Origin of the sequence: Chromobacterium sphagni, from assembly GCF_001855575.1 — a bacterium.
GTDB lineage: Bacteria > Pseudomonadota > Gammaproteobacteria > Burkholderiales > Chromobacteriaceae > Chromobacterium > Chromobacterium sphagni.
The window spans coordinates 2,547,964-2,570,539 of sequence record NZ_MKCS01000001.1; the positions used below are offsets into that span (position 1 = coordinate 2,547,964).

The window sequence follows — 22,576 nt, forward strand, 5'->3', positions numbered from 1 at the left end:
ACCAGACCGGCCGCTCATTCCAGATCGCGGCGGAATACCCAGCTCAGTTCGCTGGACGCGGCAGGGTCGAAAGCATAGCCTGCGCTGTCGAAATCGCGCAGCGCTTCCGGCTGCCTGACCCGATTTTCCGCCGCCCAGCGCGCCATCAGCCCCCGCGCGCGCTTGGCGTAGAAGCTGATGATCTTGTAATGGCCATTCTTGCGGTCCTGGAATACCGGCGTGACGATGGCGGCGTTCAGCCGCTTCGGCTTCACCGACTTGAAGTACTCCTCCGACGCCAGGTTGACCAGGGTGTGCTGTCCCAGCTCCGCCAGTTGCGCGTTCAGTGCGTCGGTGACGATATCGCCCCAGAACTCGTACAGGTTTTTGCCGCGCGGGTTGGCAAGGCGGGTGCCCATTTCCAGCCGGTAGGCCTGCATCAGGTCCAGCGGACGCAGCACGCCGTAGAGGCCGGACAGGATGCGCAGGCGCTGTTGCAGATAGCCGGTGGCGTCGGCGTCCAGGCTGCCGGCGTCCAGACCTTCGTAGACATCGCCCATGAAGGCGTACAGCGCCTGCTTGGCGTTGTCGGGCGCGAACGTCGGCCGCCAGTCGGCGTAGCGGCCGACGTTGAGGTTGGCCAGCGCATCGCTGATGCTCATCAACTGGCTGATTTCCAGCGGGCTTTTCCGGCGCAGCACGCCTATCAGCTCGGCGCTGTGGCTCAGCAGGGCGGGCTGGCTGAATTGCTCGGAGGCCGGGGGCGTTTGGTAGTCCAGCGTCTTGGCCGGCGAGATGACCATCAACATGCGGCAAATCCTTTTGGTGAATAGCCGGCTATTGTACCCAAGCTCGCCGCATCCGGGCGCGCCGGTCGGCGCGAGGAGGGCGGATTGGATAGAATGAATCGTGTTTGACGATGAGGATAATCCGGATGCGGGTGTTGGTGCAAAGAGTGAGCCAGGCGGCGGTGACGGTGGCAAATGAGGTGACGGGGCAGATCGGCGCGGGCTTGCTGCTGCTGGTGGGGGTGGGGGAGGCGGACGGCGCCGAGGACATCGCCTGGCTGGTGCGCAAGATCAGCCAGTTGCGCATTTTCAACGACGAGACCGGGGTGATGAACCGCTCGCTGCTGGAGAGCGGCTGCCAGGCGCTGGCAGTCAGCCAGTTCACGCTGTACGCCAGTGTGAAAAAGGGCAACCGGCCGTCGTATTCGCGCGCGGCGCGGGGCGAGGTTTCGCAGCCGCTGTTCGAGCGCTTCGTCGCCGAACTGGCGGCGACGCTGGGCCAGCCGGTGCCCACGGGGGTGTTCGGCGCGGACATGCAAGTGGACCTGGTCAACGATGGCCCGGTCACCATCTGGCTGGACAGCCGCAATCCGGAGTGAGGCGATGAACAAGCTGCCGTGGCGGGTGCTGGTGGTGCCGTATTACCTGAACCGCTATGCGCGCCAAGTGCATGTGCTGCGGGTGGCGCTGGCGTTTCTGTTCGGCCTGTTGCTGACGGTATGGACCGGCATGCCGCACGGCGGCTGGATGCTGGTGACCATCCTGATCGTGCTGGGCGGGGTGCCGCACTGGGGCGGCGTGCAGCGCAAGGCGCTGGAGCGGATGGGCGGTTCGCTGCTGGGCGCGCTGGCAGGTTTGGCGGCCATCGTGCTGCATGGCTGGTCGCCTTACGCCTGTTATGCGTGGATGCTGGTGGTGGTGGGTTTCAGCACCTGGCATGCGCAGGGCGGCGGCGGCTATCTGGCGTTGCTGACGGGCATCACACTGGTGATTGTCGGCGGCTTGGGCGACGAGCCCATCGTCGAGGCTTTGTGGCGCAGTTGCAATGTATTGCTCGGCTCGCTGATCGGGATGGCGGCGGCGGCCACTCTGCCGCTGCGGGCGATGGACAGCTGGCGTTTTCTGCTGGCGGACAATCTGCGCGAGGCGGCGCTGCTGTACAACCGCATTGCGCGCCGGCTGCCGGTGGAGGGCGATGCCGCGCTGGAGCAGTTCAACGCCAGGTTGATCCGTATGCGCGGGTTGCTGCCGGCGGTGACGCAGGAGTCGTCGCTGGCGCACAGCCAGCTGGATCAGGTGCAGCGCTGCCAGCGCGGCATGTGGACCTTGCTGGATCGGATGGCTGAGGTGGCGGAGACGACGCCGGCACTGGTGGAGGAGGGGTCGCCGCGGCGCGCCATCGTGCTTGCCTTGTTGCGCGCTGCGCACGCGCTGCGCTTCAATCAGCCGCAGCTGCTGGAGCAGCCGCTGCCGGCGGCGGACAATCCGGCGCGGATGCAGTGGCCGTCGCATTGCCACTGGCTGGTGGCGGAGTTGACGCTGACGGTGGAGGAGTTGCGGCAGAACCTGCAGCGGACCCTGCCGCAGCTGATCGCCGTGCCGCCGCCGGCGCGCAGCCTGGTGCGGCGCATGCGCGGCGTTGGCCGCGGGACGAATCAGGCTCGGTAGGCGCGTGCAGATGCGGAACGGCCCGGAATTTTCCGGGCCGTTTGTTTTGCGGCGGTGCGACGGCGGCGTTTACAGGCCGACTATCTTCACTTTCTGTCCTGGCTGCAGGTGGTTGGCCTGGCGGCTGCCGTTGATGCGCTGGATATCGTTGTGTTTGACGCCGAAACGGCGGGCGATGCTGAACAGCGTGTCGCCGCGCCGCACCGTGTATTCGGTGGAGTGGCGGGACGGGGCCGGGCTGGCGTTGCTGACCTTGACCAGGGATGGATCGCCGCCGTTGTCGGACGGGGCGGCGCTGGCCAGCTGGGCGTCGCCCTGGTCGATGGTTTTCAGCTGCAGCTCTTGGCCCACCTGCACGATATTGCCTTCCAGGCGGTTCAGGGTTTTCAACTCGTCCACGCTCAGATTGTTGCGGCGGGCGATGCTGTACAGGGTGTCGCCGCCGGAGACGGTATAGCGATCCAGATCGCTGGTGGCCAGTGACTGGGCGTCGGCCTGGCTGCTTGCCATGTTGGCCGCGCTGGCTATGCGGATGGCCTGGGCTACGGTGCTGTCGCCGGCGCTTGCCGTCTGGGCGGTCGGAGCGGGCTCCATTTTTGCCTCCGGCGCGGCAGGCACGGCTGCCGAGGTGTCCGCCATGGCGACGACGGTTGCGGCTGGGGTGGCCGCTGGCGGAGTGCTGACGGCCGCGGCGGTGTCGACCTGAGCCAGCATGGTGACGCCTGCCGGGGCTCTGTTCAGCGGGGTATCTATGGACTCCACCGGCTGGCCGTCGTTCATCGCCTTGTTCATCGCCACCAGCACCGGTTGGCCGGCTTTCAGCGTGGAGCCGGACAGGCGGTTGGCGGCCAGCAGCTGGTTGGCGCTCATGCCGTGCTCGTTGGCTATGTCTTTGGCATTGGCGTCGCTCTTGGGAATGTAAACCTCCCAAGTCAGCAGCGGCTTGCTCCATTTGTCGAGGTTCGCCTCGAATTTGTCCGCCTTGCCGGCGGGAAGCAGCATCTGTCGTCCCGCCTTATACGCGTACACCGGCAGGTTGAAGGCCGGGTTGAGTTCCTTGAATTCCGCCACCGAGATGCCGGCCAACCGGGCGGCGATGTCGATGTTCATGTGTTTGCCGGTGGAAACTGCGACGAAATAGGGCTTGTTGGGGAACTTGTCCAGCCGCATGCCGTATTTTTCCGGATTCAGCAGGATGTTGCGCACCGCCAGCAGCTTGGGCACGTAGTTGCGGGTTTCGTTGGGCAGGCGGATGTTTTCGTAGGTTGGGGGCAGGCCGGCGGCCTGAGCCTTGGCCAGCGCGCGCGCTACATTGCCTTCGCCCCAGTTGTAGGCTGCCAGCGCCAGGCTCCAGTCGCCGAACTGGGCGTAGAGGTTCTGCAGGTAATCCAGCGCGGCGCGCGTCGATTCCATCACATCGCGGCGGCCGTCGTACCACCAGGTCTGCTCCAGGCCGTACTGGCGTCCAGTGGCAGGCATGATCTGCCACAGGCCGGAGGCACCGGTGGGGGAGATGTAGGCGGGGACGCGCGACAGCGCGGTGGGGACGAAGGCGCTTTCCACCATCGGCAGCAGCGCGATCTCGGTTGGCATGCCGCGGCGCTCAACTTCGTTCATGATGTGGAACAGGTATTTTCGGCTGCGGTCCAGCGTGCGTTTGAAGTACTCGGGCCGGCTGGCGTAGAAGCGCTCCTGGCGGCGCACCACGTCGGCATTGACCTCGTCCAGCCTGAAGCCTTCCCGCGCCCGCTTCCAGACGTCGTCGCCATTGCGCAACAGGCTGGAGTTTTGCAGCATCATGTCCAGGCCGGCGGCCAACGCTTCGTCCACGCCGGGAGCGCGGACGGCAGGATCGGCGCCGGCGATGGCCGGCGATGCGGATAGCAATGCTAGGGACACGGTTAGTGCCAACGGGGTGAGGCGTTTCATGCAGACGGGCCCATAATTCTAATTCCGGCTGATCCTAAACATGCACTTATAGGGTGTCAATTGAAAAAACCAAATAATTTCATGTGCTTTCATTGTTAATAGCCTATCTCTCCGGCGTGTGAAGGAGATTGGCGCGCGGCTGCGGGGAATTACTTATCCGGCATGGCTTTTTTTAGCGAAAATCGTCCTTCCAGGCGCGCAGACGGGCGAAACTGGCCGCTTCGTCATCGTCTTCGCGGCCCCCTTGCGCCAGCAGGCTTTGGCGGATAGCCGGCTCCGCGCAGCGCAGAAAGGGGTTGCTGGCGAGTTCCAGGGCGATGGTGCTGGGCAGGGTGGGCTGGCCGCGCTCGCGCAGTCCCTGGTCGCGGCTTTGCCGCACCGCCAGCACCGGATTGGCAGGGTCGGCGGCCAGGGCGAAGCGCAGATTGGACAGCGTGTATTCGTGGGCCGGGTAAACTTTGGTCGATGGCGGCAGTTGCGCCAGTTTTTTCAGCGAAGCCAGCAATTGCGCCGGCGTACCCTCGAACACCCTGCCGCAGCCTGCGGCGAACATCGTGTCGCCGCAAAACAGGGCGTCGTCGATCCGGTATGCCAGATGGTCCAGGGTGTGGCCGGGAACCGCCAGCACCGTCGCATCGCCCATCGGCAAGCGTACGGTATCGCCTGCCTTTACTTCCTTGGTCACGCCGGCGATGCCGGGGGGGCCGTAGACCACGGCGTCCGGCCAGGCCCGCGCCAGTTCGGCTAAGCCGCCGCAATGGTCGGCGTGGTGATGGGTGACCAGGATGGCGTCGAGCCGCAGTTTTTCCCGCTGGAGGAAACGCAGCAGAGGGGCGGCTTCGCCCGGGTCGACGGCAACTGCGCGACCGTCCTGTTGCAAAACCCAGATATAATTGTCTGAGAACGCCCCGATCGGGGTGACGTTGAACATGGCTGGCATAAGGCCTTCCTCAATGAAAAATTCGTTTGGCGGCTGGCTGACCGGCACCGAGCTGGGCCGCTATCTGCTGGCGCGCGAGCAAGACTATTTCGAGCGGGTGGTGGCGGATGTGTTCGGCTACCACGCGGTGCAGGTCGGCGTGCCTGAAATTGACTGCCTGCGCGGCAACCGCATTCCCTGGCAATGCCGGGTGGCGGATTGCGGCGCGGTGGACGTCTGTTGCGATCCGGCCTTCCTGCCGTTTGAAAACCGCAGCCTCGATCTGCTGGTGATGCCCCATGTGCTGGATTTTACCACCCAGCCGCATCAGGTATTGCGCGAAGCGGACCGGGTGCTGATGCCAGAGGGCCGTTTGATTCTGACCGGCTTCAATCCGTTGTCGCTATGGGGGGTGCGGCGGCTGATCCAGGGGCGGGAGTCGGTGCCGTGGAACGGCAGCTTCCTGACCCAGCTCCGGGTGAGGGACTGGCTGACGCTGCTGGATCTCGAGCTGGAGGGCGCCGCCTTCATGGCCTACGCGCCGCCGTTCACGCGCAGCGACTGGCTGTGCCGCTGCGGATTCATGGAGGGCGCGGGCGAGCGCTGGTGGCCGCTGGCCGCCGGGGTGTACGGCATCGAGGCGGTCAAGCGCCAGCGCGGCATGCGGCTGATCACCCCCAGCTGGAAGCAGAAGCAGGCCAAGAGCAAGGGCGCGCTGGGCGTGGTGGCGGGCAACGAGCGCCAGCATACCCACAAGCGGCGCGATACAACCGAGCGGGACGGCGCGCCGTCCTGCCATTGACTAGAGACAGCATGACTACGGAAGACAAGGTCGAGATCTATACCGACGGCGCCTGCAAGGGCAACCCCGGTCCCGGGGGCTGGGGCGCCCTGTTGCGCTACAAGGGCAAGGAGAAGGAGATCTGCGGCGGCGAGCGCGGCACCACCAACAACCGGATGGAGATCATGGCGGTGATCCGGGCGCTGGCCTCGTTGAACCGGCCCTGCAATGTGGTGGTCTATACCGACTCGCAATATGTGCAAAAAGGCATTTCCGAGTGGATACACGGCTGGAAGGCGCGTGGCTGGAGGACCGCGGCCAAGGAGCCGGTGAAGAACGCCGACCTGTGGCAGGAGCTGGATGCCGAGCGCAACCGCCATCTGGCGGTGGAGTGGCGCTGGGTAAAGGGCCATGCCGGCCACGAATTCAACGAAAGAGCCGACCAGCTCGCCAATAAGGGCGTGGAGTCGGTCTGAGCAAGACAAGTTGTGGCCGCGCAGCATGGCGCGGCCCGCGGGAAGCAGCATGAGACAGATTATTCTCGATACCGAAACCACCGGTCTCGATCCGCAGCAAGGCCACCGCATCGTCGAGTTCGCCGGTCTGGAAATGGTGGGCCGCAAGCTTACCGGCAAGCACTTGCATCTTTACATCCATCCCGAGCGCGACATCGATCCGGACGCGCAGCGGGTGCACGGCATCTCGTTGGAGTTCCTTGCCGGCAAGCCGGTGTACCGCCAGGTGGGGCAGGAGATCGCCGATTTCCTGCGCGGGGCGGAGCTGATCATCCACAACGCGCCGTTCGACGTGGGCTTTCTCAACGCCGAGTTCGCCAAGATGGGGCTGGAGCCGGTAAGCGCCTTGTGCGCCGGCGTGATCGACACGCTGCGCGAGGCGCGCGACATGTTCCCGGGCAAGCGCAACAGCCTGGACGCGCTGTGCGACCGTTTCGAGATAGACCGCTCCAACCGTACCCTGCACGGCGCGCTGGTGGACTGCGAACTGCTGTCCGAAGTGTACCTGTGGATGACGCGCGGCCAGGAGAGCCTGGCGATGGACATCGACGTGGAGCTGCCCGGCGACGCCGGCGGCGCCATCCAGTTCGAGCGCAAGCCGTTGAAGGTGCTGGCCGCCAGCGAGGCGGAGCAGGCCGAGCACCAGGCCTATCTGGACGCGCTGGACAAGGCGGTGAAGGGGCCGTGCTTGTGGCGCAGCCTGGAGCAGCCGGCGCAGGCGGAAGGCTGACCATGGCCAGATACATCGCCCTGGTGCCGGCGGCCGGTTCCGGCAGCCGTTTTGGCGCGGCCAGCCCCAAGCAGTACCTGCAGCTCAACGGCAAGCCGCTGATGTGGCACACGCTGGCCACGCTGGCGGCGGTGTCCGCCATCGACGAGGTGGCGGTGGTGATTTCCCCGCACGACGAGTGGTTCGACGATTTCAACTGGGATCTGCCCAAGCTGCGCGTCTACCGCGTCGGCGGCGCCACCCGCGCCGAAAGCGTGAGCCACGGACTGGCGGCGGTGGCTTGCGGCGACGACGACTGGGTGCTGGTGCACGACGCCGCGCGCTGCTGCGTGTCGGTGGCGGCGGTGGAGCGTCTGATCGCCACGCTGGCCGGGCATCCTGTCGGCGGCTTGCTGGCTTTGCCGGTGCCGGACACCGTCAAGCGCGCCGACAGCGAAGGCCACGTCGGCACCACCGTGCCGCGCAACGGCCTATGGCTGGCGCAGACGCCGCAGATGTTCCGCGCAGGGCTGCTGGCGAACGCCTTGCGGGACCAGCCGGCCGACGACATCACCGACGAGGCGTCCGCCATCGAGCGCGCGGGCCTTAAACCATTGCTGGTGGAAGGCGACGCGCAGAATTTCAAGGTGACCTATCCGCGCGACCTGGCGCTGGCGCGCGCCATCCTGGCCGCGCGCGATGGTCAATAGATTGCAAGATTCGAGGAATAAGATGTTCCGTATCGGACAAGGCTACGATGTGCATCAACTGGTGGCGGGCCGGCCGCTGATCCTGGGCGGCGTGGTCATTCCGCACGACAAGGGTCTGTTGGGCCATTCCGACGCCGACGCGCTGCTGCACGCGATTACCGACGCGTTGCTGGGCGCGGCGGCGCTGGGCGACATAGGTCGCCATTTTCCGGATACCGCCGTCGAATTCAAGGGCGCGGACAGCCGAGCGCTGCTGCGCGAGGCCGTCGCCCGGGTGCGGGCAGCCGGCTGGCGGCCGGTCAATGTGGACAGCACGCTGATCGCGCAGCAACCCAAGCTGGCGCCGCACATCGACGCGATGCGCGCCCATATCGCCGCGGACCTTGGATTGGACGTAGGCGCGGTCAACGTCAAGGGCAAGACCAACGAGAAACTGGGCTACCTGGGCCGCTGCGAGGCGATAGAAGCGCAGGCGGTCTGCCTGTTGATGCCGGCTTAAGGCGGTTTGCGGGCGGCATGCGATGGCGGTCCGCTTGTGGGATAATCGCGCAACGTCGCTCATGCCGGGCATGAGCCCTCACACTCGCCAGGAGGCCTTATCATGCTGACCCAGGATCAATTGAAACTCGCCGTCGCCAAGAAAGCGCTGGAATTCGTGCCGGAAGACGCCATCATCGGGGTGGGCACCGGCAGCACCGTCAACCTGTTCATCGAGGAACTGGCCGGTATCAAGGGGCGCATCAAGGGCGCGGTGTCGAGCTCTGAGGCCTCCACCGCCCGGCTCAAGGCCCACCACATCCCGGTGTTCGACCTCAACGAGGTGGAAAAGCTGCCGGTCTACATCGACGGCGCGGACGAGATCAACCATCACTTGCACATGATCAAGGGCGGCGGCGCGGCGCTGACGCGGGAGAAGATCGTGGCCGGCGTGGCCGACGAATTCGTCTGCATCGCCGACGAGAACAAGTACGTGGCCATGCTGGGGGCGTTCCCGCTGCCGATCGAAGTCATCCCGATGGCGCGCAGCTACGTCGCGCGCCAACTGGTGAAGCTGGGCGGCCACCCCGAGCTGCGCCAGGGCGTGGTCACCGACAACGGCAATGTGATCATCGACGTGCACGGCCTGCAGATCATGAAGCCGGTGGAGCTGGAGGAAACCATCAACCACATCGCCGGGGTGGTGACCTGCGGCCTGTTTGCCCGCCGCCGCGCCGACGTGCTGGTGCTGGGCCGGCAGAGCGGGGTACAGGTGCTGCGCTGAGCGGCGCGCCGGACTGAAAATTCGTGGTAGGACGGCGTGTCACGCTGCTGTCATCTGCTTGTCTTACCATTTTCTTTTAGCTGCAAGACCTTGAGGCGAACATGGCAGAACATATTTCCAAGCAGTTTGACATGGAGCTGGAAACCATCCGGACCCGGGTGCTGCAGATGGGCGGGCTGGTGGAGCAGCAGATCCTGTCGGCCATCGATGCCTTGATGTCCGGCGACATCGTCCGCCTGGACAAGGTGATCGCCGAGGATGCGCTGGTCAACGCGATGGAGGTGGGCATTGACGACGACTGTCTGCACATCATCGCCCGCCGCCAGCCGGCGGCCAGCGACCTGCGCATCGTCTTCACCGTGATCAAGATCATCACCGACCTGGAGCGCATCGGCGACGAGGCGCAGAAGATCGCGCGGATGGGCAAGACCATCCACCAGTCCGAGCGCTTCCAGATGCCGCGCTTCCGCGAGATCCAGAAGATGGCCGAATCGGCGCTGGCGATGCTGCGCCGCGCGCTGGACGCCTTTGCCCGGCTGGACACCAGCGCCGCGCTGGAACTGGCCGAGGAAGACCAGCGGCTGGATGAGAACTTCGCCGCCGAGCTGCGCCAGCTGATCACCTTCATGATGGAAGATCCGCGCACCATCAGCATGTCCATCGACACGCTGTTCATGTCCAAGGCGATAGAGCGCATCGGCGATCACTCGAAGAACATCTCCGAATACGTGGTCTATCTGGTGAAGGGCAAGGACATCCGCCACACCACGCTGGAAGACAAGAAGCGCGAGACGCTGGGACATTGAGCGAGTCTCGGACATGACGCTGGAGCCAAAATGGCGGTAACATTTCACGGTTACCGCCATTTTGCTTGCCGCGCGCGCCGGGCTCCGTTCGCCCCGCGCCAAAGCGTCAGGCGCAACCGAACAAGAAAAGGGGTGTCTTTGACACACGCCACGCCCCCCCACACCGTGCTTGCCACCATCGATCTGGGCTCCAACAGTTTCAGGCTGCAGGTCTCCCGCGTAGTGGACGACCAGCTGTACACGCTGGACGTGATGAAGGAGACCGTGCGCCTGGGCGCCGGGCTGACCGCCGACAAATACCTGAACGACGACACCCGCGAGCGGGCGCTGGCCTGCCTCGCCCGCTTCGGCGAGCGCCTGCGCGGCTTTGTGCCGGCCCAGGTGCGCGTGGTCGGCACCAATACCTTGCGGGTGGCCAAGAACGCGCCCGGCTTCATCGCCGAGGCCGAGGAGAAGCTGGGTTTCCCGATAGAAGTGATCGCCGGCCGCGAAGAGGCCCGGCTGATCTACCTGGGCGCCGCCCATTCGCTCCCCGACACCAAGGAGCGCCGCATGGTGGTGGACATCGGCGGCGGCTCCACCGAGTTCATCATCGGCAGCCACTACAAGGCGTTGGTCACCGAAAGCCTGCCGCTGGGCTGCGTCAGCTACACGCTGCGCTTTTTCCCGGATGGCAAGTTGACGCGCAGCAACTTCCGCGACGCGGTGCTGGCGGCGCGCAATGAGATCCAGCGCATCCGCCATGAATACCGTCCCAGCGAGTGGCAGCTCGCGGTGGGCACCTCCGGCACCGCCCGCTCGCTGCGCGATGTGCTGGAGATCAACGATTGGAGCCGCGCCGACATCACGCTCGCCGGCATGGAGCGGCTGCGCGCCATCCTGATCGAGCAGGGCAGCATAGACGCGGTCAAGGTCAACGGCCTGAAGGCCGACCGCGCGCCGGTGCTGGCCGGTGGCTTGGCCATCATGATCGCGGTGTTCGAGGAGCTGCAGGTCGAGAAGATGATCGTCACCGAGGGCGCGTTGCGCGACGGCGTGTTGTATGACCTCCTGGGCCGCCAGCGCGAGAAGGACATGCGCGACAGCACGGTGGCGCTGTTCAAGCGCCGCTACCATGTGGACACCCAGCAGGCCGAGCGCGTCAACCAGCTGTCGGAGAAACTGTACCGGATGGTGGCCGGCGAGGACGTCGACCAGGACATGCTCAAGCGCTTGTGCTGGGCGGCCAAGCTGCACGAGATCGGCTTGTCCATCGCCCACACCGCCTATCACAAGCACTCCACCTATATCCTGCAGAACGCCGACATGCCCGGCTTTTCCAAGCGCGAGCAGGCGACGCTGGCCGCCATCGTGCTGGGCCACCGCGGCGACATGGGCAAGATGACGCAGTACATCAGCCAGCCGGCTTTGTGGCAGGCGGTGGTCGCGCTGCGGCTGGCGGTGCTGTTCTACCGCAGCCGCATCAATGTGGAGCTGCCGGCCCGGCTGGATTTGCAGCAGCACGCCAGCGGCTTCACCCTGTCGCTGAGCAAGAGCTGGCTGAGCGACAATCCTCTGTCGGCCAGTAGTTTCCGCCAGGAAGTGGGGCAGTGGAAGAACGTCGGCTTCCAGCTCGACATCGTGCAGGAATAGGCGGCGGATGCGGCATCCGGAACTGAAGGAGAGGCTGCCGACGCTGGGCGAACAGCCCGGCAGCTTGTTGTCGGTGGGCGCAGCCAAGCACGCGGCGACCGACTTGTCGCTGTTCGACTACGACGGCGACGATTGCCTGGAGCGGGCGGCGCTGGCGTTGGCCGATCTGGCCGGCTACCGCCGGCGCGGCGAAGTGCTGTGGCTGAACGTCTACGGCCTGAGCGACGCCGACGCGATCCAGGCGGTGGGCGAGCGCTTCGGCCTGCACCCGCTGGTGCAGGAGGACATACTCAACGCACGCCAGCGTCCCAAGCTGGAAGAGTACGACGACTACCTGTTCCTGGCCTGCCGGGTGTTCGACTACCAGGGTGGCGGCCGGCTGCAGTCCGACCAGATGTATCTGGTGTTGGGGGACGGCTTCGTGCTGACCTTCCAGGAGCGGCCGACAGGGGTGTTCGAGCAGGTGAGGGACCGGCTGCGCAAGGGCCGCGGCGCTTTGCGCAAGCGCGGCGCCGACTACCTCGCCTATTCGCTGCTGGACGCCATCATCGACGATTACTTCGGCGTGCTGGGCCAGTTCAACGACAAGGTGGAGCGCACCGACAGCCAGCTCTTGCAGGGGCGCGACAACGGCGTGCTGCGCCAGATCCAGCGGTTGAAGCGCGACTGCCTGAAGCTGCGCCGCGCGCTGATGCCCTTGCGCGAGGTGCTACTGTCGCTGAACCGCGGCGAGCAGGAGCGCTTCGCCGACGATACCCGCGTCTATCTGCGCGATGCCTACGACCATGTGGTGCATGTGCTCGAATCGCTGGAAATGAGTCGCGAGATGGTGGGCGACATGATGGACCTGTACCTGTCCACCCAGTCGCACCGGCTCAACCTGCAGATGCGGGTACTGACGGTGATCACCATGATCTTCATGCCGTTGACGCTGATCGCCGGCATCTACGGGATGAACTTCGAGAACATGCCGGAGCTGAAGTGGCGCTATGGCTACTATCTGGTGCTGCTGGCGATGGCCGCCATTTCCGCCGGCATGGGCTGGTGGTTCTGGAGGCGGAGGTGGATTTGAGCGCGCAATAATGGAAAAAAGCCGGCAAGCGCCGGCTTTTTTGCGCTTACACCTCGTCCGAGCGCAGCCGCTTCACGCCGGCCTGGCGCATTTGCAACCAGGCGTCGGACAGGGAGCCGTCGATGTCTATCGCGCGGCAGGCGTCTTCGATCACGGTGGTGTCGAAGCCGGCGGCGCAGGCGTCGATGGCGCTCCAGGCCACGCAGAAATCGGTGGCCAGCCCCGCCAGCCACAGGCGCTTGACGCCGCGTTCTTGCAGATAGCCGGCCAGGCCGGTGCGGGTGGCGCGGTCGGCTTCGACGAAGGCGGAATAGCTGTCCACCAGCGGGTTGCAACCCTTGCGCACGATCAGGCGGGCGTGCTGGATTTCCAGTTCCGGGTGGAAGTCGGCGCCGACGCTGTCCTGCACGCAGTGCTCCGGCCACAGCGTCTGCCTGCCATAGGGCAGCTCGACGCTCTGGAAGGGCTGGCTGCCGGGATGGCTGCCGGCGAACGATATGTGGCCCGCCGGGTGCCAGTCCTGGGTCAGCACCACGTTTTCAAACAACAGCGACAGATGGTTGATCAGCGGCACCACTTCGTCGCCGCCGGGCACGGCCAGCGCGCCGCCGGGACAGAAGCTGTTCTGCACATCCACCACGATCAATGCACAGTCGGCGCCATAACGTTTCAGGGGCATGGGGCTACCTTGTTGTTGCTCGTCAGTCATCTTGTTAACACGGCAGGGGCCAGGGGTAAAGAGCGCCGGGCGCCGCGCCGTTTGCGTTTAATACCCTTGGGGGGTATATAATGGCGACAGGAGAACACGATGACCCAGTCCCTGCTTACCTTGCCGGTCGCCGGCATGAGTTGCGCCGCCTGCGCCGCCCGCATCGAGAAACAGCTTAACCGTCTGGACGGCGTCGAGGCGTCGGTCAGCTTCGCCAACGAGAGCGCGCAACTGCATTACGATCCCGAACGCAGCAGTCCGCAGCAACTGGTGGACGCCATTGTCCGCTGCGGTTTCACCGTACCGCGCCAGGCGCTCAATCTGGATATAGGCGGCATGAGCTGCGCCGCCTGCTCCGCGCGGCTGGAAAAGGCCTTGAACCGGCTGCCGGGGGCGGAGGCGATTGTCAATTTCGCCGCGGAGTCGGCGCGCGTAGAGTTTTTGCCTGGCCTGATCGATCAACAGCGCCTGCTGGCCGAGGTGCGCCGCGCCGGTTTCGAGCCGGTTTTGCAAAGCGCCGATGGCGGCGAAGCCGCCGCCACCGCGCGCTACCGCGGCGAACTGGCTTGGTTTGCGGTCTCCGCCTTGCTGACCCTGCCTTTTATGATCGAGATGGTGGTGATGTTCGCCGGCGGCCATCACGGCTGGCTGCCCAGGATGTGGCAGCTGGCACTGGCCACGCCGGTGCAGTTCGTCGTCGGCTGGCGTTTCTACCGCGGCGCCTGGCAGGCGCTGAGGGGAGGCGTCGCCAATATGGACGTGCTGGTGGCGCTGGGCACCAGTATGGCCTGGCTGCTTTCGGCGGCGGTGACGCTGTGGGACATCCCCGGCCAGCATGTGTATTTCGAGGCTAGCGCGGCGGTGATCACGCTGGTGTTGCTGGGCAAGCTGCTGGAGGCCAGGGCCAAAGGCAAGACCTCGGCGGCCATCGCCGCGCTGATGAAGTTGGCGCCCAAGACCGCTAGGCTGGAGCGCGATGGCCAATTGGTGGAAGTGGCGGTGGACAGCCTGCGGCGCGGCGACGTGGTGGTGGTGCGCCATGGCGACAATCTGCCGGTGGATGGCGAGGTGGTGTCGGGCGAAGCCTGGCTGGACGAGAGCATGCTGACCGGCGAGAGCCGCGCGGTGCTGAAGCAGGCCGGCGACAGGGTTTGTGCCGCCACCCGCAACCAGGACGGCATGCTGAAGGTGCGCGCAACCGGCGTCGGCAGCGAAACCCAGCTGGCCGGGATCGTGCGCATGGTGGCGGCGGCCCAGGGCAGCAAGGCGCCGATCCAGCGGCTGGCCGACAGGATTTCCGCCGTCTTTGTGCCGGTGGTGACGGCGCTTAGCCTGCTGACCTTCCTCGCCACCGGCTGGATGGGCGGCGACTGGGCGCAGGCGCTGATCCGCGCGGTGGCGGTGCTGGTGATCGCCTGCCCGTGCGCGCTGGGCCTGGCCACGCCGACCGCGGTGATGGTGGGCGTGGGCAACGGCGCGCGGCGCGGCATCCTGTTCCGTAACGCCGCGGCGCTTGAGCTGGCCGGCAAGGTGGCGGTCCTGCTGGTGGACAAGACCGGCACTCTGACCGAGGGCCGGCCGACCTTGCGCCATGCGTTGGCGCTGAGTGGCAGCGAGGCGCGGTTGGTGCAGCTGGCGGCCAGCGCCGAGGCCGGTTCCGAGCATCCTCTGGCCCACGCCATGCTGCAGAGGGCCAAGGAGTTGCAGCTGCCGCTGCTGTCCTGCTCCAGCTTCCGCGCAGATGTCGGCAACGGGGTGGAGGCGGCGCTGGCGGATGTGGGCATGGTCAGGGTCGGCGTGCCGGAGTGGGTGGGGGTGGAGCTTCCCGCCGCGGCGCAGTCCTGGCGGGCGGAGGGCGCCACGGTGGTGGCGGTGAGCCTGGACGGCGAGTCGCAAGGCCTGCTGGCGCTGGCTGATTCATTGCGTGACAGCTCCGCCGCCGCGGTGAGGGATTTGCAGGCCTTGGGAGTGAAGGTGGTGATGCTGACCGGCGACCAGGAGGCTACGGCCCGCAGCATCGCGGCTCAGGCCGGGATCGTCGAGTGGCGCGCCGGCATGAAACCGCAGGACAAGGCCGGCGTGGTCAGGGACTGGCAGGGCAAGGGCGGCAAGGTGGCGATGCTGGGCGACGGCGTCAACGACGCGCCGGCGCTGGCGGCGGCGGATGTCAGCCTGGCGATGGGGGCCGGTTCCGACGTGGCGATCGCCGCAGCCGACATCACGCTGATGCACGGCGATCTGCGGCACGCGGTGGATGCGATCCGCCTGTCGCGCGCCAGCCTGGCCAAGATCCGCCAGAATCTGCTGTTCGCCTTTGTCTACAATGCGCTGGGCATTCCGCTGGCGGCGCTGGGCATGCTCAATCCGGTGATCGCCGGCGCGGCGATGGCCGCCAGCTCGGTATCTGTGGTATCCAATTCGCTGTTGTTGCGCCGCTGGCGCTGAGCCGGCGGATTTTTCAAATTCAAGGAGACGATATGACTGAACTGATTCTGAACATAGACGGCATGACCTGCGGCGGCTGCGTCAAGAGCGTGACCGGCATTCTGGAAACCATGGCCGGCGTCGGCGCGGTGCAGGTCAGCCTGGAGGACAAGCGGGCGAAAGTGGATTACGACGAGGCCGTGGTGTCGCCGCAGGAGCTGGCGGCAGCGGTAATCGACGCCGGCTTCGACGTCAACTTCTGAATCCCGTGATTTCGGCCAGTTTTCTTCGGCGGCGGGACGCGTTCTGCTAAATGCCTTGTCCCGCTGCCTGTCGCGTCGACGGCGCCGCCATGGCGGTTTCGAGCGGGCATGCCGAGGGAGGCCGGAGATGTGCACGCATTTTCAACTGCAGTCGCAGGACAAGCAGATCGTAGTGGGCCGTTCGATGGAGTTCGCCAAGCCATTGCTGCCGGCGTTCTATGTGCAGCGCCGCGGCGAGTCATTCTCGCAGCCGGTGTGGGCCGGCGCGGAGTTCCAGAAGATGGCCGACGCCGAAGCCTGGACCGTCAGCTACGGCTATGTCGGGATCAGTTCCGTCAACTTGCCGCTGCCGGGCATCTCCCAGCGCATCGTCACCGACGGCCTGAATGAAGCCGGGCTGAGCGTCAGCCTGCTCTGGTTGCCGAATACCCGCTACCAGGAGTTTGCCAGCCTGAAGACGACGGTGCTGGCGCCGCTGTTCGCTGACTGGGTGCTGGCCCATTGCGCCAGCGTGGCGGACGTGTGGGAGCAGTTGCCGACGCGGCAGTTCTGGCTGCCGGACTGGCTGGCCAAGTCCCTGCCGCTGCACGCGGCCATTGTCGACAAGGACGGCCGCTCCATCGTGGTGGAGTTTCAGGACGGGCAGCAGAAGATCTACAACAATCCGGTGGGCGTCTGCACCAATGCGCCGTGGTTTCCCTGGCATCTGGACAATCTGGGCAACTACCTGAATCTGACGCCGGACGATCCACAGCCGCAGGAGTTCGGCAGCCTGAAGGTGTCAACGCCCGGCCATGGCGGCGGGCTGAGCGGACTGCCCGGCAATTCCACCCCGCCGGCCCGCTTCGTGCGCACCGCCTACCTGAAGCAGTTCGCCGACCCGCCGGCCGATGTCCAGCAAGCCTATACCCTGGCCACCCACTTGCTCAACGCGGTGGATATTCCGCGCGGCACCATTCGTGAAGGCAAGGAGCAAGACCATACCCAGTGGGCGGTGGTGAAGGGCTTGACGACCGGCGAGATCGGCCTGCGCACCTACGACAGCATGCAGTACACCGGCGTGAGGCTGGCCGACATCGATTTCGCCACGGTGGCCAGCAAGGTGGTGCCGGTGGAGCCTCTGGCCGACATCACCTTCATCAAGGTATAAGCACGCGGGTGCCGGGCGGCGGCGGTTTCAGTCCCCGCCCAGCATGCCGTACTCCACCGGCGTCTTGACGTAGAACACCTTGACGCCTTCTTCGCGCAGCCGTTCCAGCAAGCGCTCGGCCTCGTGGCCGCTCAGCGCCATCGTCACCTCCTCGGGCTGATCGGTCAGCTCGAAGAAGCGGGCGGCGTGGATGCGCCGGTCCTGGCCGAAGCCTTCGCTGGCGGAGAACAGCGTGGCGCCGCCGATTCCCAGGCGATGGGCCTCCTGCATAAGCCACTCCGCCAGCGGCACGCCATGGTGGCGGTGTCCCTGCTGGGTGAAAAACGACAGCTGATAACCTTGCATGGCGATCCTTCCTGGCGGGCTGCGGTTCACAACTCGATCAATGTGCCTTCTTTCAGCGGATAAACTCGCAGGCCGGCCGGCACGCCGCCTTGCAGCTCCTGCAGCAGCGCGTCGCGGCAGCAGGGGTCGGCATGCGATATCCAGAGATGGACGTTGGCCGGCATATTGGCCAGCAGCGGCGCCAGCGTGGCCGGCGCCATCTGGCTCTGCTCGCAGGCTTCATGCTGGCGGTCGTTGCTGTAGGTGACTTCGCAGATCACGTCGGTCAGCGATGGCACGCCGCCCACCCAGTGCCAGAAAGCCGGGCAGGGACCGGAGTCGCCGCTGAAGGCCAGCGCCCGCCATGGACCTTCTATCAGCCAGCCTATCGCCGGCACGCGGTGCTGGGCCGGCAGCGCGGTGGCCAGGCCGTCGACGAGGGGAATGGTATCGCCGACCTGCACCGGCATCATGCGCAGCCATGGGCATTCCTGCGAGGGCGTGCAGGTGTAGTCCGGCCAGATTTCGCCGTTGAAAACATGCTGATGCAGAATGTTCAGCGTTTCCTCCTGTCCATACACCTCCAGGCCGCTGCCGCGGTAGCTGGCGTGGACGTGGGCGAGCAGGGGCAGCAGCGCGCAGTGGTCGATATGGCTGTGGGTGAGCAGCACGCGGCGTATGGCCAGCATGTCTTCGGTGCTCAGGCTGCCGCAGCCGGTGCCGCAGTCCACCAGCGTGTCCTGGCCCACCTGGAAGCAGGTGGTCTGGCCGGGATATCCCACGCAGGCGGAAGCACCCAGAATTCGGATGTGCATGCAACGCTCCCATGCTTGTGCTGAGGGTTTATTGCATTGTAGATCAAGGCGTTTGGCGCAATGGCTGGCGTTATAATTGAAATGACTTCGACATATTGTGATGCGGCCGGGCCAGGGCTATGATCGTGGTTCCGTCTGGAAAGCCGGTTGGCCGGCGGCGGATACAAAGAGATGAGGAAACAAATAATGCAGAAACAAATTCTGACCGCGTTGGCGGCGTCGTTGCTGTCCGGTTCCGTGCTGGCGGCGGACATTCCGTTGCGCGACTTTTTCCGCAATTCGGAGCAGAGCGGCTTCAGCCTGTCGCCGGATGGCCAGAGCGTGGCCTTCCTGTCACCGTGGGAAAGCCGCAAGAACATCGTGGTGCGCCGTTCGGGCAAACCGGATCAGCGCGTCACCGCGATCAAGGACCGAGACCTGTCCGGCTATTTCTGGAAGGGCAACGACCGGCTGGTGTACGTGAAGGACAATGCCGGCGATGAGAACTTCCACCTGTACAGCGTGGATCTCGCCAGCGGCGAAACCCGGGATCTGACGCCCTTCCCAGGCGTGCGCGCCGACATCGTCGATGGTCTGGTTGACCGCGACGACGAGCTGCTGGTGCAGCTGAACAAGCGCAACCCGGAAATCTTCGACGTCTACCGCGTCAATCTGAAAACCGGCGAATTGAAGCTGGAGGCGGAGAATCCGGGCAAGGTGGCCAGCTGGGGCACCGACCACGACGGCAACATCCGCATCGCCACCGAGACCGACGGCGTCAACAACACCGTGCTGTACCGCGACGAGCCGGGCGGCAAGTTCCGCAAGCTGCTGACCACCAACTTCCGCGAGAATTTCTCGCCGCTGTTCTTCACTTTCGACAACCAGCGTTTCTACGCCGCCAGCAATCTGGGCCGCGACAAGGCCGCCATCGTCGAGTACGACCCGAAGACCGGCAAGGAGGTGAAGGAAATCTATGCCCGCCAGGACGTGGATGTGAGCGATCTGGGCTTCTCGCACAAGCGCAAGGTGATCACCTGCGCAGAGTTTGAAACCGACAAGCCGGGCCGCCAGTGTTTCGACGAAAAGAGCGAGGCGCTGCTCTCCAAGCTGGAGGCCAGGCTGCCGGGCTACCAGGTGGACATCGTGTCCAGCAACCGTGACGAGAACCGCTTCGTGGTCAGGGCCTGGAACGACCGCACCCGCGGCAACAGCTATCTGTACGACCAGGGCAGCGACAAGCTGGAGCTGCTGGCCGAGTTGGCGCCGTGGCTGAAGGAAGAGCAGATGGCCAGCATGCGTCCGGTGCAGTACCAGAGCCGCGACGGCCTGACCATCAACGGCTACCTGACTTTGCCGCGCGGCAAGGAGGATGCCAAGAATCTGCCGGTGATCATCAACCCGCACGGCGGACCATGGGCGCGCGACAGCTGGGGCTTCAATCCGGAAGTGCAGTTCTTCGCCAGCCGCGGCTGGGCGGTGCTGCAGATGAACTACCGCGGCTCCACCGGCTATGGCCGCAATTTCTGGGAGGCTTCGTTCAAGGAGTGGGGCGGCAAGATGCAGGACGACGTCAGCGACGGCGTCAATTGGCTGACGAAGGAGGGCATCGCCGATCCTAAGAAGGTCTGCATCTACGGCGGCAGCTACGGCGGCTACGCCACGCTGGCGGGCATCACCAAGACGCCGGAGCTGTACCGTTGCGCGGTGGACTATGTCGGCGTGTCCAATCTGTTCACCTTCATGAAGACCATCCCGCCGTACTGGAAGCCGTTCCTGGATTCCATGTACGAGATGGTGGGCAATCCGGACAAGGACAAGGCGTTGCTGCGCGAGCGCTCGCCGGTGTTCCATGTCGATCGCATCCAGGCGCCGCTGCTGGTGTTGCAGGGCGCGAAGGACCCGCGCGTCAACATCAACGAGTCCAACCAGATCGTCGACGCGCTGAAGAAGCGCGGCGTGGCGGTGGAGTACATGGTCAAAGACAACGAGGGCCACGGCTTCCACAACGAGGAAAACCGCTTCGACGCCTACGGCGCGATGGAAAAGTTCTTCAACAAATACCTGGATTGAGTTCCGGTCCCGCGCAGACCACCCCGCCGGCAGTCACGGCGGGGTTTTTCATGCGCCGAATGCGGCGTCACGGCCAGAACTTGCCGCCGGACGCGGCGACCAACCGCCATTGCCACCAATGCGGAGACGCTCATGCAGCACTCACGGCTGCAACCCTTTCCCGATGAGTTCCTGTGGGGCGCGGCCTCGGCCGCCTATCAGGTGGAGGGGGTGGGCGACGCCGATGGCAAGGGGCCGTCGGTGTGGGATGTTTTCGCGCGCGAGCCGGGCCGCACCTTCCAGGGCAGCGATGGCGAGGTGGCGGTGGACCAGCCGCTACGCGCTACCGGTACTGATTACCGAGAACGGCCTGGGCGAGTTCGATACGCTGCAGCTGGGTGCATGACGATTACCGCATCGCCTATCTGCGCAGCCATCTGCAGGCCTGCCGGCAAGAGATCCGCGACGGAGTGGAACTGCTGGGCTATTGCGCCTGGTCGCTCACCGACATCCTCAGCTGGCTCAACGGCTACCAGAAGCGCTACGGCTTTGTGTATGTCGACCGCGACGAGACCGACGCCAGGGATCTGCGACGGGTGCGCAAGGACAGCTTCTTCTGGTACCCGCGGGCGATCGCCAGCGGCGGCGAAGACCTGGGGGCTAGGCCAGCCGTTTCCAGCGACGCCCGGCGAGATGGCCGCCAAACTGCAACAGCCCGCACAGCGCCAGATAGCCGATGGCGATGGCGCAGAAGATTTCCAGCGGATACACCTGTTCGCGGTTGTTGACCTGGGTGGCGACAAAGGTGAATTCGGCCACGCCGACGATGTAGGCCAGCGAGCTGTCCTTCAGCAGCGAGATCCACTGGTTGACGAAGGATGGCAGCATGATGCGCAAGGCCTGCGGCAGGATCAGCCAGCGCAGCGTCTGGCCGCGGGAAAAACCCAGCGCCAGCCCGGCGTGCCACTGGCCGCGCCCCACCGCCTGCAAACCGGCCAATACCGCTTGGCCCAGATAGGCCGAGTGGATCAGCGCCAGCGCCAGGATCACGGTCAGCATGCCGGGGATGTCGACGCCGAACAGCAGGGGCAGCAGGAAATAGCACCAGAAGATCAGCATCAGCACCGGAATGGCGCGCAGCAGCGCGGTGAGCGCGCCCAGCAGCCGTTGGACAGCGGTCGGCGCCGTCAAGAGCGCGATGCCCAGTCCCAGGCCCAGCAGGCTGGCCAGCAGCGCGGCGGCCGCGCTCAGGCCCAGCGTCAGCAACAGGCCGCCGGGTTCGCCGTTGGCGAGATTGCCTATCAGCAGGTAGTCCAGGTTGTCGCGGATCACGGCCGGCATCATCGCAGCGTCCTCCAGGCAGGTTCCGGCCGCTGTCCCAGCCATTGGGTGGCCAGCACCAGCAACAGGTACAGCACAGTGGCGGCGGCGAAAGACTGGAAGGCGAGCAGGGTCTCGGTTTCCACCTGGCGGGAGGCGTAAGAGAGCTCCGCCAGGCCGATGGCCATGGTCAGCGAGGTGTTCTTGACGATGGCGGTGTACTGGCCGATAAGCGGCCGGCGCACCAGCTGCCACGCCTGCGGCAGCACCACCCAGCGCAGCACCTGCCAGCCCTTCATGCCCAGCGCCCGCGCGGCCAGCCGCTGGCCTGGCGGCACCGCGTTGAGCCCCGCCTGCAACTCGCCGCAGATGAAGCTGGCGCTGTACAGCGTCAGCGCGGTGAATGCCGCCAGAAACTCAAACGAAGGCCACGGCAGCTCGAGGCCGAAGGGCAGCGCCAGCGCGTGCGGGGCGTTCAGCCAGAATTTCACTTCGTCCGGCAGCAGGCCGGACACGCCGAAATACCACAGCAAGAGCTGCACCATCAGTGGCGTGTTGCGGTGCAGGCTGACCAGCGCTTGGGCACCTAGCCGCAACGGGCGCAGAGGGCTGTCCAGCAGCCCGGTGAGCGCGAGACCGAGCAGGCTGGCGGCGGCTATCACCAGCAGCGACAGCCAGCCGGTGAGCAAGGCGCCCTTGGCCAGCCAGAAGAGGTAATGCGGCTCCAGCCAGTTGTGGCCCAGCCAGGAGGGGGGAGTCATGGTTTGCTAC

Annotated in this window: 23 protein-coding genes and 2 pseudogenes; 17 read left to right on the plus strand and 8 right to left on the minus strand. The window is 65.5% G+C overall.

The window, feature by feature from the left end; all coding sequences use genetic code 11:
• Positions 1–14 precede the first annotated feature (14 nt).
• The gene (gene yaaA, locus BI347_RS12020) at positions 15–788 is read right to left on the minus strand and encodes a peroxide stress protein YaaA (RefSeq protein ID WP_071115952.1); all 774 of its coding nucleotides are present in this window, start codon (positions 786–788) and stop codon (positions 15–17) included.
• Between the two features lie 125 nt (positions 789–913).
• Here yaaA and dtd point away from each other — a divergent pair, with 125 nt between their 5' ends.
• Both dtd and BI347_RS12030 read left to right on the plus strand, forming a co-directional pair.
• Complete coding sequence (dtd, locus tag BI347_RS12025) at positions 914–1,366, plus strand: D-aminoacyl-tRNA deacylase (RefSeq protein ID WP_071112778.1); 453 nt, start codon at positions 914–916, stop codon at positions 1,364–1,366.
• Positions 1,367–1,370: 4 nt separating this feature from the next.
• Positions 1,371–2,435 (plus strand): FUSC family protein, encoded by a 1,065-nt coding sequence (locus tag BI347_RS12030; protein WP_071112779.1) that lies wholly within the window; start codon positions 1,371–1,373, stop codon positions 2,433–2,435.
• Between the two features lie 69 nt (positions 2,436–2,504).
• Here the strand turns inward: BI347_RS12030 and BI347_RS12035 are convergent, their stop codons facing one another.
• The gene (locus BI347_RS12035) at positions 2,505–4,334 is read right to left on the minus strand and encodes a lytic transglycosylase (RefSeq protein WP_239690873.1); all 1,830 of its coding nucleotides are present in this window, start codon (positions 4,332–4,334) and stop codon (positions 2,505–2,507) included.
• A 202-nt stretch (positions 4,335–4,536) separates the two neighbouring features.
• Complete coding sequence (gene gloB, locus BI347_RS12040; protein ID WP_338032382.1) at positions 4,537–5,304, minus strand: hydroxyacylglutathione hydrolase; 768 nt, start codon at positions 5,302–5,304, stop codon at positions 4,537–4,539.
• Between the two features lie 13 nt (positions 5,305–5,317).
• On the opposite strand from gloB, the gene BI347_RS12045 reads away from it, so the two are divergent.
• From BI347_RS12045 to corA, 9 genes are all read left to right on the plus strand, one after another.
• Positions 5,318–6,085 carry a class I SAM-dependent methyltransferase gene (locus BI347_RS12045; protein ID WP_071112781.1) on the plus strand — a complete coding sequence of 256 codons (768 nt, stop codon included), beginning with the start codon at positions 5,318–5,320 and terminating at the stop codon, positions 6,083–6,085.
• Positions 6,086–6,096: 11 nt separating this feature from the next.
• Positions 6,097–6,540, plus strand: a complete 444-nt coding sequence (gene rnhA / locus BI347_RS12050) for a ribonuclease HI (RefSeq protein ID WP_071112782.1) — start codon at positions 6,097–6,099, stop codon at positions 6,538–6,540.
• 49 nt (positions 6,541–6,589) lie between these two features.
• A complete protein-coding gene (gene dnaQ, locus BI347_RS12055; RefSeq protein WP_071112968.1) occupies positions 6,590–7,309 on the plus strand; it encodes a DNA polymerase III subunit epsilon in 720 nt (239 codons plus the stop codon).
• Positions 7,310–7,311: 2 nt separating this feature from the next.
• Positions 7,312–7,998: a 2-C-methyl-D-erythritol 4-phosphate cytidylyltransferase gene (gene ispD, locus BI347_RS12060; protein WP_071115954.1), complete on the plus strand. Its 687-nt coding sequence runs from the start codon at positions 7,312–7,314 to the stop codon at positions 7,996–7,998.
• A gap of 22 nt (positions 7,999–8,020) precedes the next feature.
• Complete coding sequence (ispF, locus tag BI347_RS12065; protein WP_071112784.1) at positions 8,021–8,497, plus strand: 2-C-methyl-D-erythritol 2,4-cyclodiphosphate synthase; 477 nt, start codon at positions 8,021–8,023, stop codon at positions 8,495–8,497.
• 102 nt (positions 8,498–8,599) lie between these two features.
• A complete protein-coding gene (gene rpiA / locus BI347_RS12070) occupies positions 8,600–9,259 on the plus strand; it encodes a ribose-5-phosphate isomerase RpiA (protein ID WP_071112785.1) in 660 nt (219 codons plus the stop codon).
• Between the two features lie 101 nt (positions 9,260–9,360).
• Positions 9,361–10,065, plus strand: coding sequence for a phosphate signaling complex protein PhoU (gene phoU, locus BI347_RS12075; protein WP_071112786.1), 705 nt, complete (start codon positions 9,361–9,363; stop codon positions 10,063–10,065).
• A 138-nt stretch (positions 10,066–10,203) separates the two neighbouring features.
• Positions 10,204–11,697 (plus strand): exopolyphosphatase, encoded by a 1,494-nt coding sequence (ppx, locus tag BI347_RS12080; protein WP_239690915.1) that lies wholly within the window; start codon positions 10,204–10,206, stop codon positions 11,695–11,697.
• A 7-nt stretch (positions 11,698–11,704) separates the two neighbouring features.
• A complete protein-coding gene (gene corA, locus BI347_RS12085; protein WP_071112788.1) occupies positions 11,705–12,769 on the plus strand; it encodes a magnesium/cobalt transporter CorA in 1,065 nt (354 codons plus the stop codon).
• 46 nt (positions 12,770–12,815) lie between these two features.
• Here the strand turns inward: corA and pncA are convergent, their stop codons facing one another.
• Positions 12,816–13,448: a bifunctional nicotinamidase/pyrazinamidase gene (gene pncA / locus BI347_RS12090; RefSeq protein WP_071115955.1), complete on the minus strand. Its 633-nt coding sequence runs from the start codon at positions 13,446–13,448 to the stop codon at positions 12,816–12,818.
• A 129-nt stretch (positions 13,449–13,577) separates the two neighbouring features.
• Here pncA and BI347_RS12095 point away from each other — a divergent pair, with 129 nt between their 5' ends.
• The 3 genes from BI347_RS12095 (at position 13,578) to BI347_RS12105 (ending at position 17,315) form a co-directional block, all read left to right on the plus strand.
• A complete protein-coding gene (locus tag BI347_RS12095) occupies positions 13,578–15,923 on the plus strand; it encodes a heavy metal translocating P-type ATPase (protein ID WP_071115956.1) in 2,346 nt (781 codons plus the stop codon).
• 32 nt (positions 15,924–15,955) lie between these two features.
• On the plus strand, positions 15,956–16,165 hold the full coding sequence (locus BI347_RS12100; protein ID WP_071115957.1) for a heavy-metal-associated domain-containing protein: 210 nt from the start codon (positions 15,956–15,958) through the stop codon (positions 16,163–16,165).
• Positions 16,166–16,292: 127 nt separating this feature from the next.
• Positions 16,293–17,315: a linear amide C-N hydrolase gene (locus BI347_RS12105; protein ID WP_071112792.1), complete on the plus strand. Its 1,023-nt coding sequence runs from the start codon at positions 16,293–16,295 to the stop codon at positions 17,313–17,315.
• 27 nt (positions 17,316–17,342) lie between these two features.
• Here the strand turns inward: BI347_RS12105 and BI347_RS12110 are convergent, their stop codons facing one another.
• Together BI347_RS12110 and BI347_RS12115 are read right to left on the minus strand one after the other, a co-directional pair.
• Entirely contained in the window at positions 17,343–17,660 is a 318-nt protein-coding gene (locus BI347_RS12110) for a DUF190 domain-containing protein (protein ID WP_071112793.1), read from the minus strand.
• Positions 17,661–17,686: 26 nt separating this feature from the next.
• Positions 17,687–18,454: a 3',5'-cyclic-nucleotide phosphodiesterase gene (locus BI347_RS12115; RefSeq protein ID WP_071112794.1), complete on the minus strand. Its 768-nt coding sequence runs from the start codon at positions 18,452–18,454 to the stop codon at positions 17,687–17,689.
• A 186-nt stretch (positions 18,455–18,640) separates the two neighbouring features.
• On the opposite strand from BI347_RS12115, the gene BI347_RS12120 reads away from it, so the two are divergent.
• From BI347_RS12120 to BI347_RS24975, 3 genes and pseudogenes are all read left to right on the plus strand, one after another.
• Complete coding sequence (locus BI347_RS12120) at positions 18,641–20,506, plus strand: S9 family peptidase (RefSeq protein ID WP_083338841.1); 1,866 nt, start codon at positions 18,641–18,643, stop codon at positions 20,504–20,506.
• Positions 20,507–20,638: 132 nt separating this feature from the next.
• Positions 20,639–20,758, plus strand: a pseudogene (locus BI347_RS24970) (family 1 glycosylhydrolase); the annotation flags it as partial.
• Positions 20,759–20,883: 125 nt separating this feature from the next.
• Positions 20,884–21,066 (plus strand): annotated as a pseudogene (locus tag BI347_RS24975) (family 1 glycosylhydrolase); the annotation flags it as partial.
• Between the two features lie 79 nt (positions 21,067–21,145).
• Here BI347_RS24975 and BI347_RS12125 read toward each other — a convergent pair.
• Entirely contained in the window at positions 21,146–21,829 is a 684-nt protein-coding gene (locus BI347_RS12125) for an amino acid ABC transporter permease (protein WP_071112796.1), read from the minus strand.
• Positions 21,826–22,566, minus strand: coding sequence for an amino acid ABC transporter permease (locus BI347_RS12130; RefSeq protein WP_071112797.1), 741 nt, complete (start codon positions 22,564–22,566; stop codon positions 21,826–21,828). The genes BI347_RS12125 and BI347_RS12130 overlap by 4 nt, the downstream gene beginning before the upstream one ends.
• Between the last annotated feature and the right edge of the window lie 10 nt (positions 22,567–22,576).

Excerpts from the sequence above, each read along its gene's own strand:
- yaaA (WP_071115952.1), bottom strand. The coding sequence starts at position 788 with ATGTTGATGGTCATCTCGCCGGCCAAGACGCTGGACTACCAAACGCCC.
- dtd (WP_071112778.1), top strand. The coding sequence starts at position 914 with ATGCGGGTGTTGGTGCAAAGAGTGAGCCAGGCGGCGGTGACGGTGGCA.
- BI347_RS12030 (WP_071112779.1), top strand. The coding sequence starts at position 1,371 with ATGAACAAGCTGCCGTGGCGGGTGCTGGTGGTGCCGTATTACCTGAAC.
- gloB (WP_338032382.1), bottom strand. The coding sequence starts at position 5,304 with ATGCCAGCCATGTTCAACGTCACCCCGATCGGGGCGTTCTCAGACAAT.
- BI347_RS12045 (WP_071112781.1), top strand. The coding sequence starts at position 5,318 with ATGAAAAATTCGTTTGGCGGCTGGCTGACCGGCACCGAGCTGGGCCGC.
- rnhA (WP_071112782.1), top strand. The coding sequence starts at position 6,097 with ATGACTACGGAAGACAAGGTCGAGATCTATACCGACGGCGCCTGCAAG.
- dnaQ (WP_071112968.1), top strand. The coding sequence starts at position 6,590 with ATGAGACAGATTATTCTCGATACCGAAACCACCGGTCTCGATCCGCAG.
- ispD (WP_071115954.1), top strand. The coding sequence starts at position 7,312 with ATGGCCAGATACATCGCCCTGGTGCCGGCGGCCGGTTCCGGCAGCCGT.
- ispF (WP_071112784.1), top strand. The coding sequence starts at position 8,021 with ATGTTCCGTATCGGACAAGGCTACGATGTGCATCAACTGGTGGCGGGC.
- rpiA (WP_071112785.1), top strand. The coding sequence starts at position 8,600 with ATGCTGACCCAGGATCAATTGAAACTCGCCGTCGCCAAGAAAGCGCTG.
- phoU (WP_071112786.1), top strand. The coding sequence starts at position 9,361 with ATGGCAGAACATATTTCCAAGCAGTTTGACATGGAGCTGGAAACCATC.
- corA (WP_071112788.1), top strand. The coding sequence starts at position 11,705 with ATGCGGCATCCGGAACTGAAGGAGAGGCTGCCGACGCTGGGCGAACAG.
- pncA (WP_071115955.1), bottom strand. The coding sequence starts at position 13,448 with ATGCCCCTGAAACGTTATGGCGCCGACTGTGCATTGATCGTGGTGGAT.
- BI347_RS12095 (WP_071115956.1), top strand. The coding sequence starts at position 13,578 with ATGACCCAGTCCCTGCTTACCTTGCCGGTCGCCGGCATGAGTTGCGCC.
- BI347_RS12100 (WP_071115957.1), top strand. The coding sequence starts at position 15,956 with ATGACTGAACTGATTCTGAACATAGACGGCATGACCTGCGGCGGCTGC.
- BI347_RS12105 (WP_071112792.1), top strand. The coding sequence starts at position 16,293 with ATGTGCACGCATTTTCAACTGCAGTCGCAGGACAAGCAGATCGTAGTG.
- BI347_RS12110 (WP_071112793.1), bottom strand. The coding sequence starts at position 17,660 with ATGCAAGGTTATCAGCTGTCGTTTTTCACCCAGCAGGGACACCGCCAC.
- BI347_RS12115 (WP_071112794.1), bottom strand. The coding sequence starts at position 18,454 with ATGCACATCCGAATTCTGGGTGCTTCCGCCTGCGTGGGATATCCCGGC.
- BI347_RS12120 (WP_083338841.1), top strand. The coding sequence starts at position 18,641 with ATGCAGAAACAAATTCTGACCGCGTTGGCGGCGTCGTTGCTGTCCGGT.
- BI347_RS12125 (WP_071112796.1), bottom strand. The coding sequence starts at position 21,829 with ATGATGCCGGCCGTGATCCGCGACAACCTGGACTACCTGCTGATAGGC.
- BI347_RS12130 (WP_071112797.1), bottom strand. The coding sequence starts at position 22,566 with ATGACTCCCCCCTCCTGGCTGGGCCACAACTGGCTGGAGCCGCATTAC.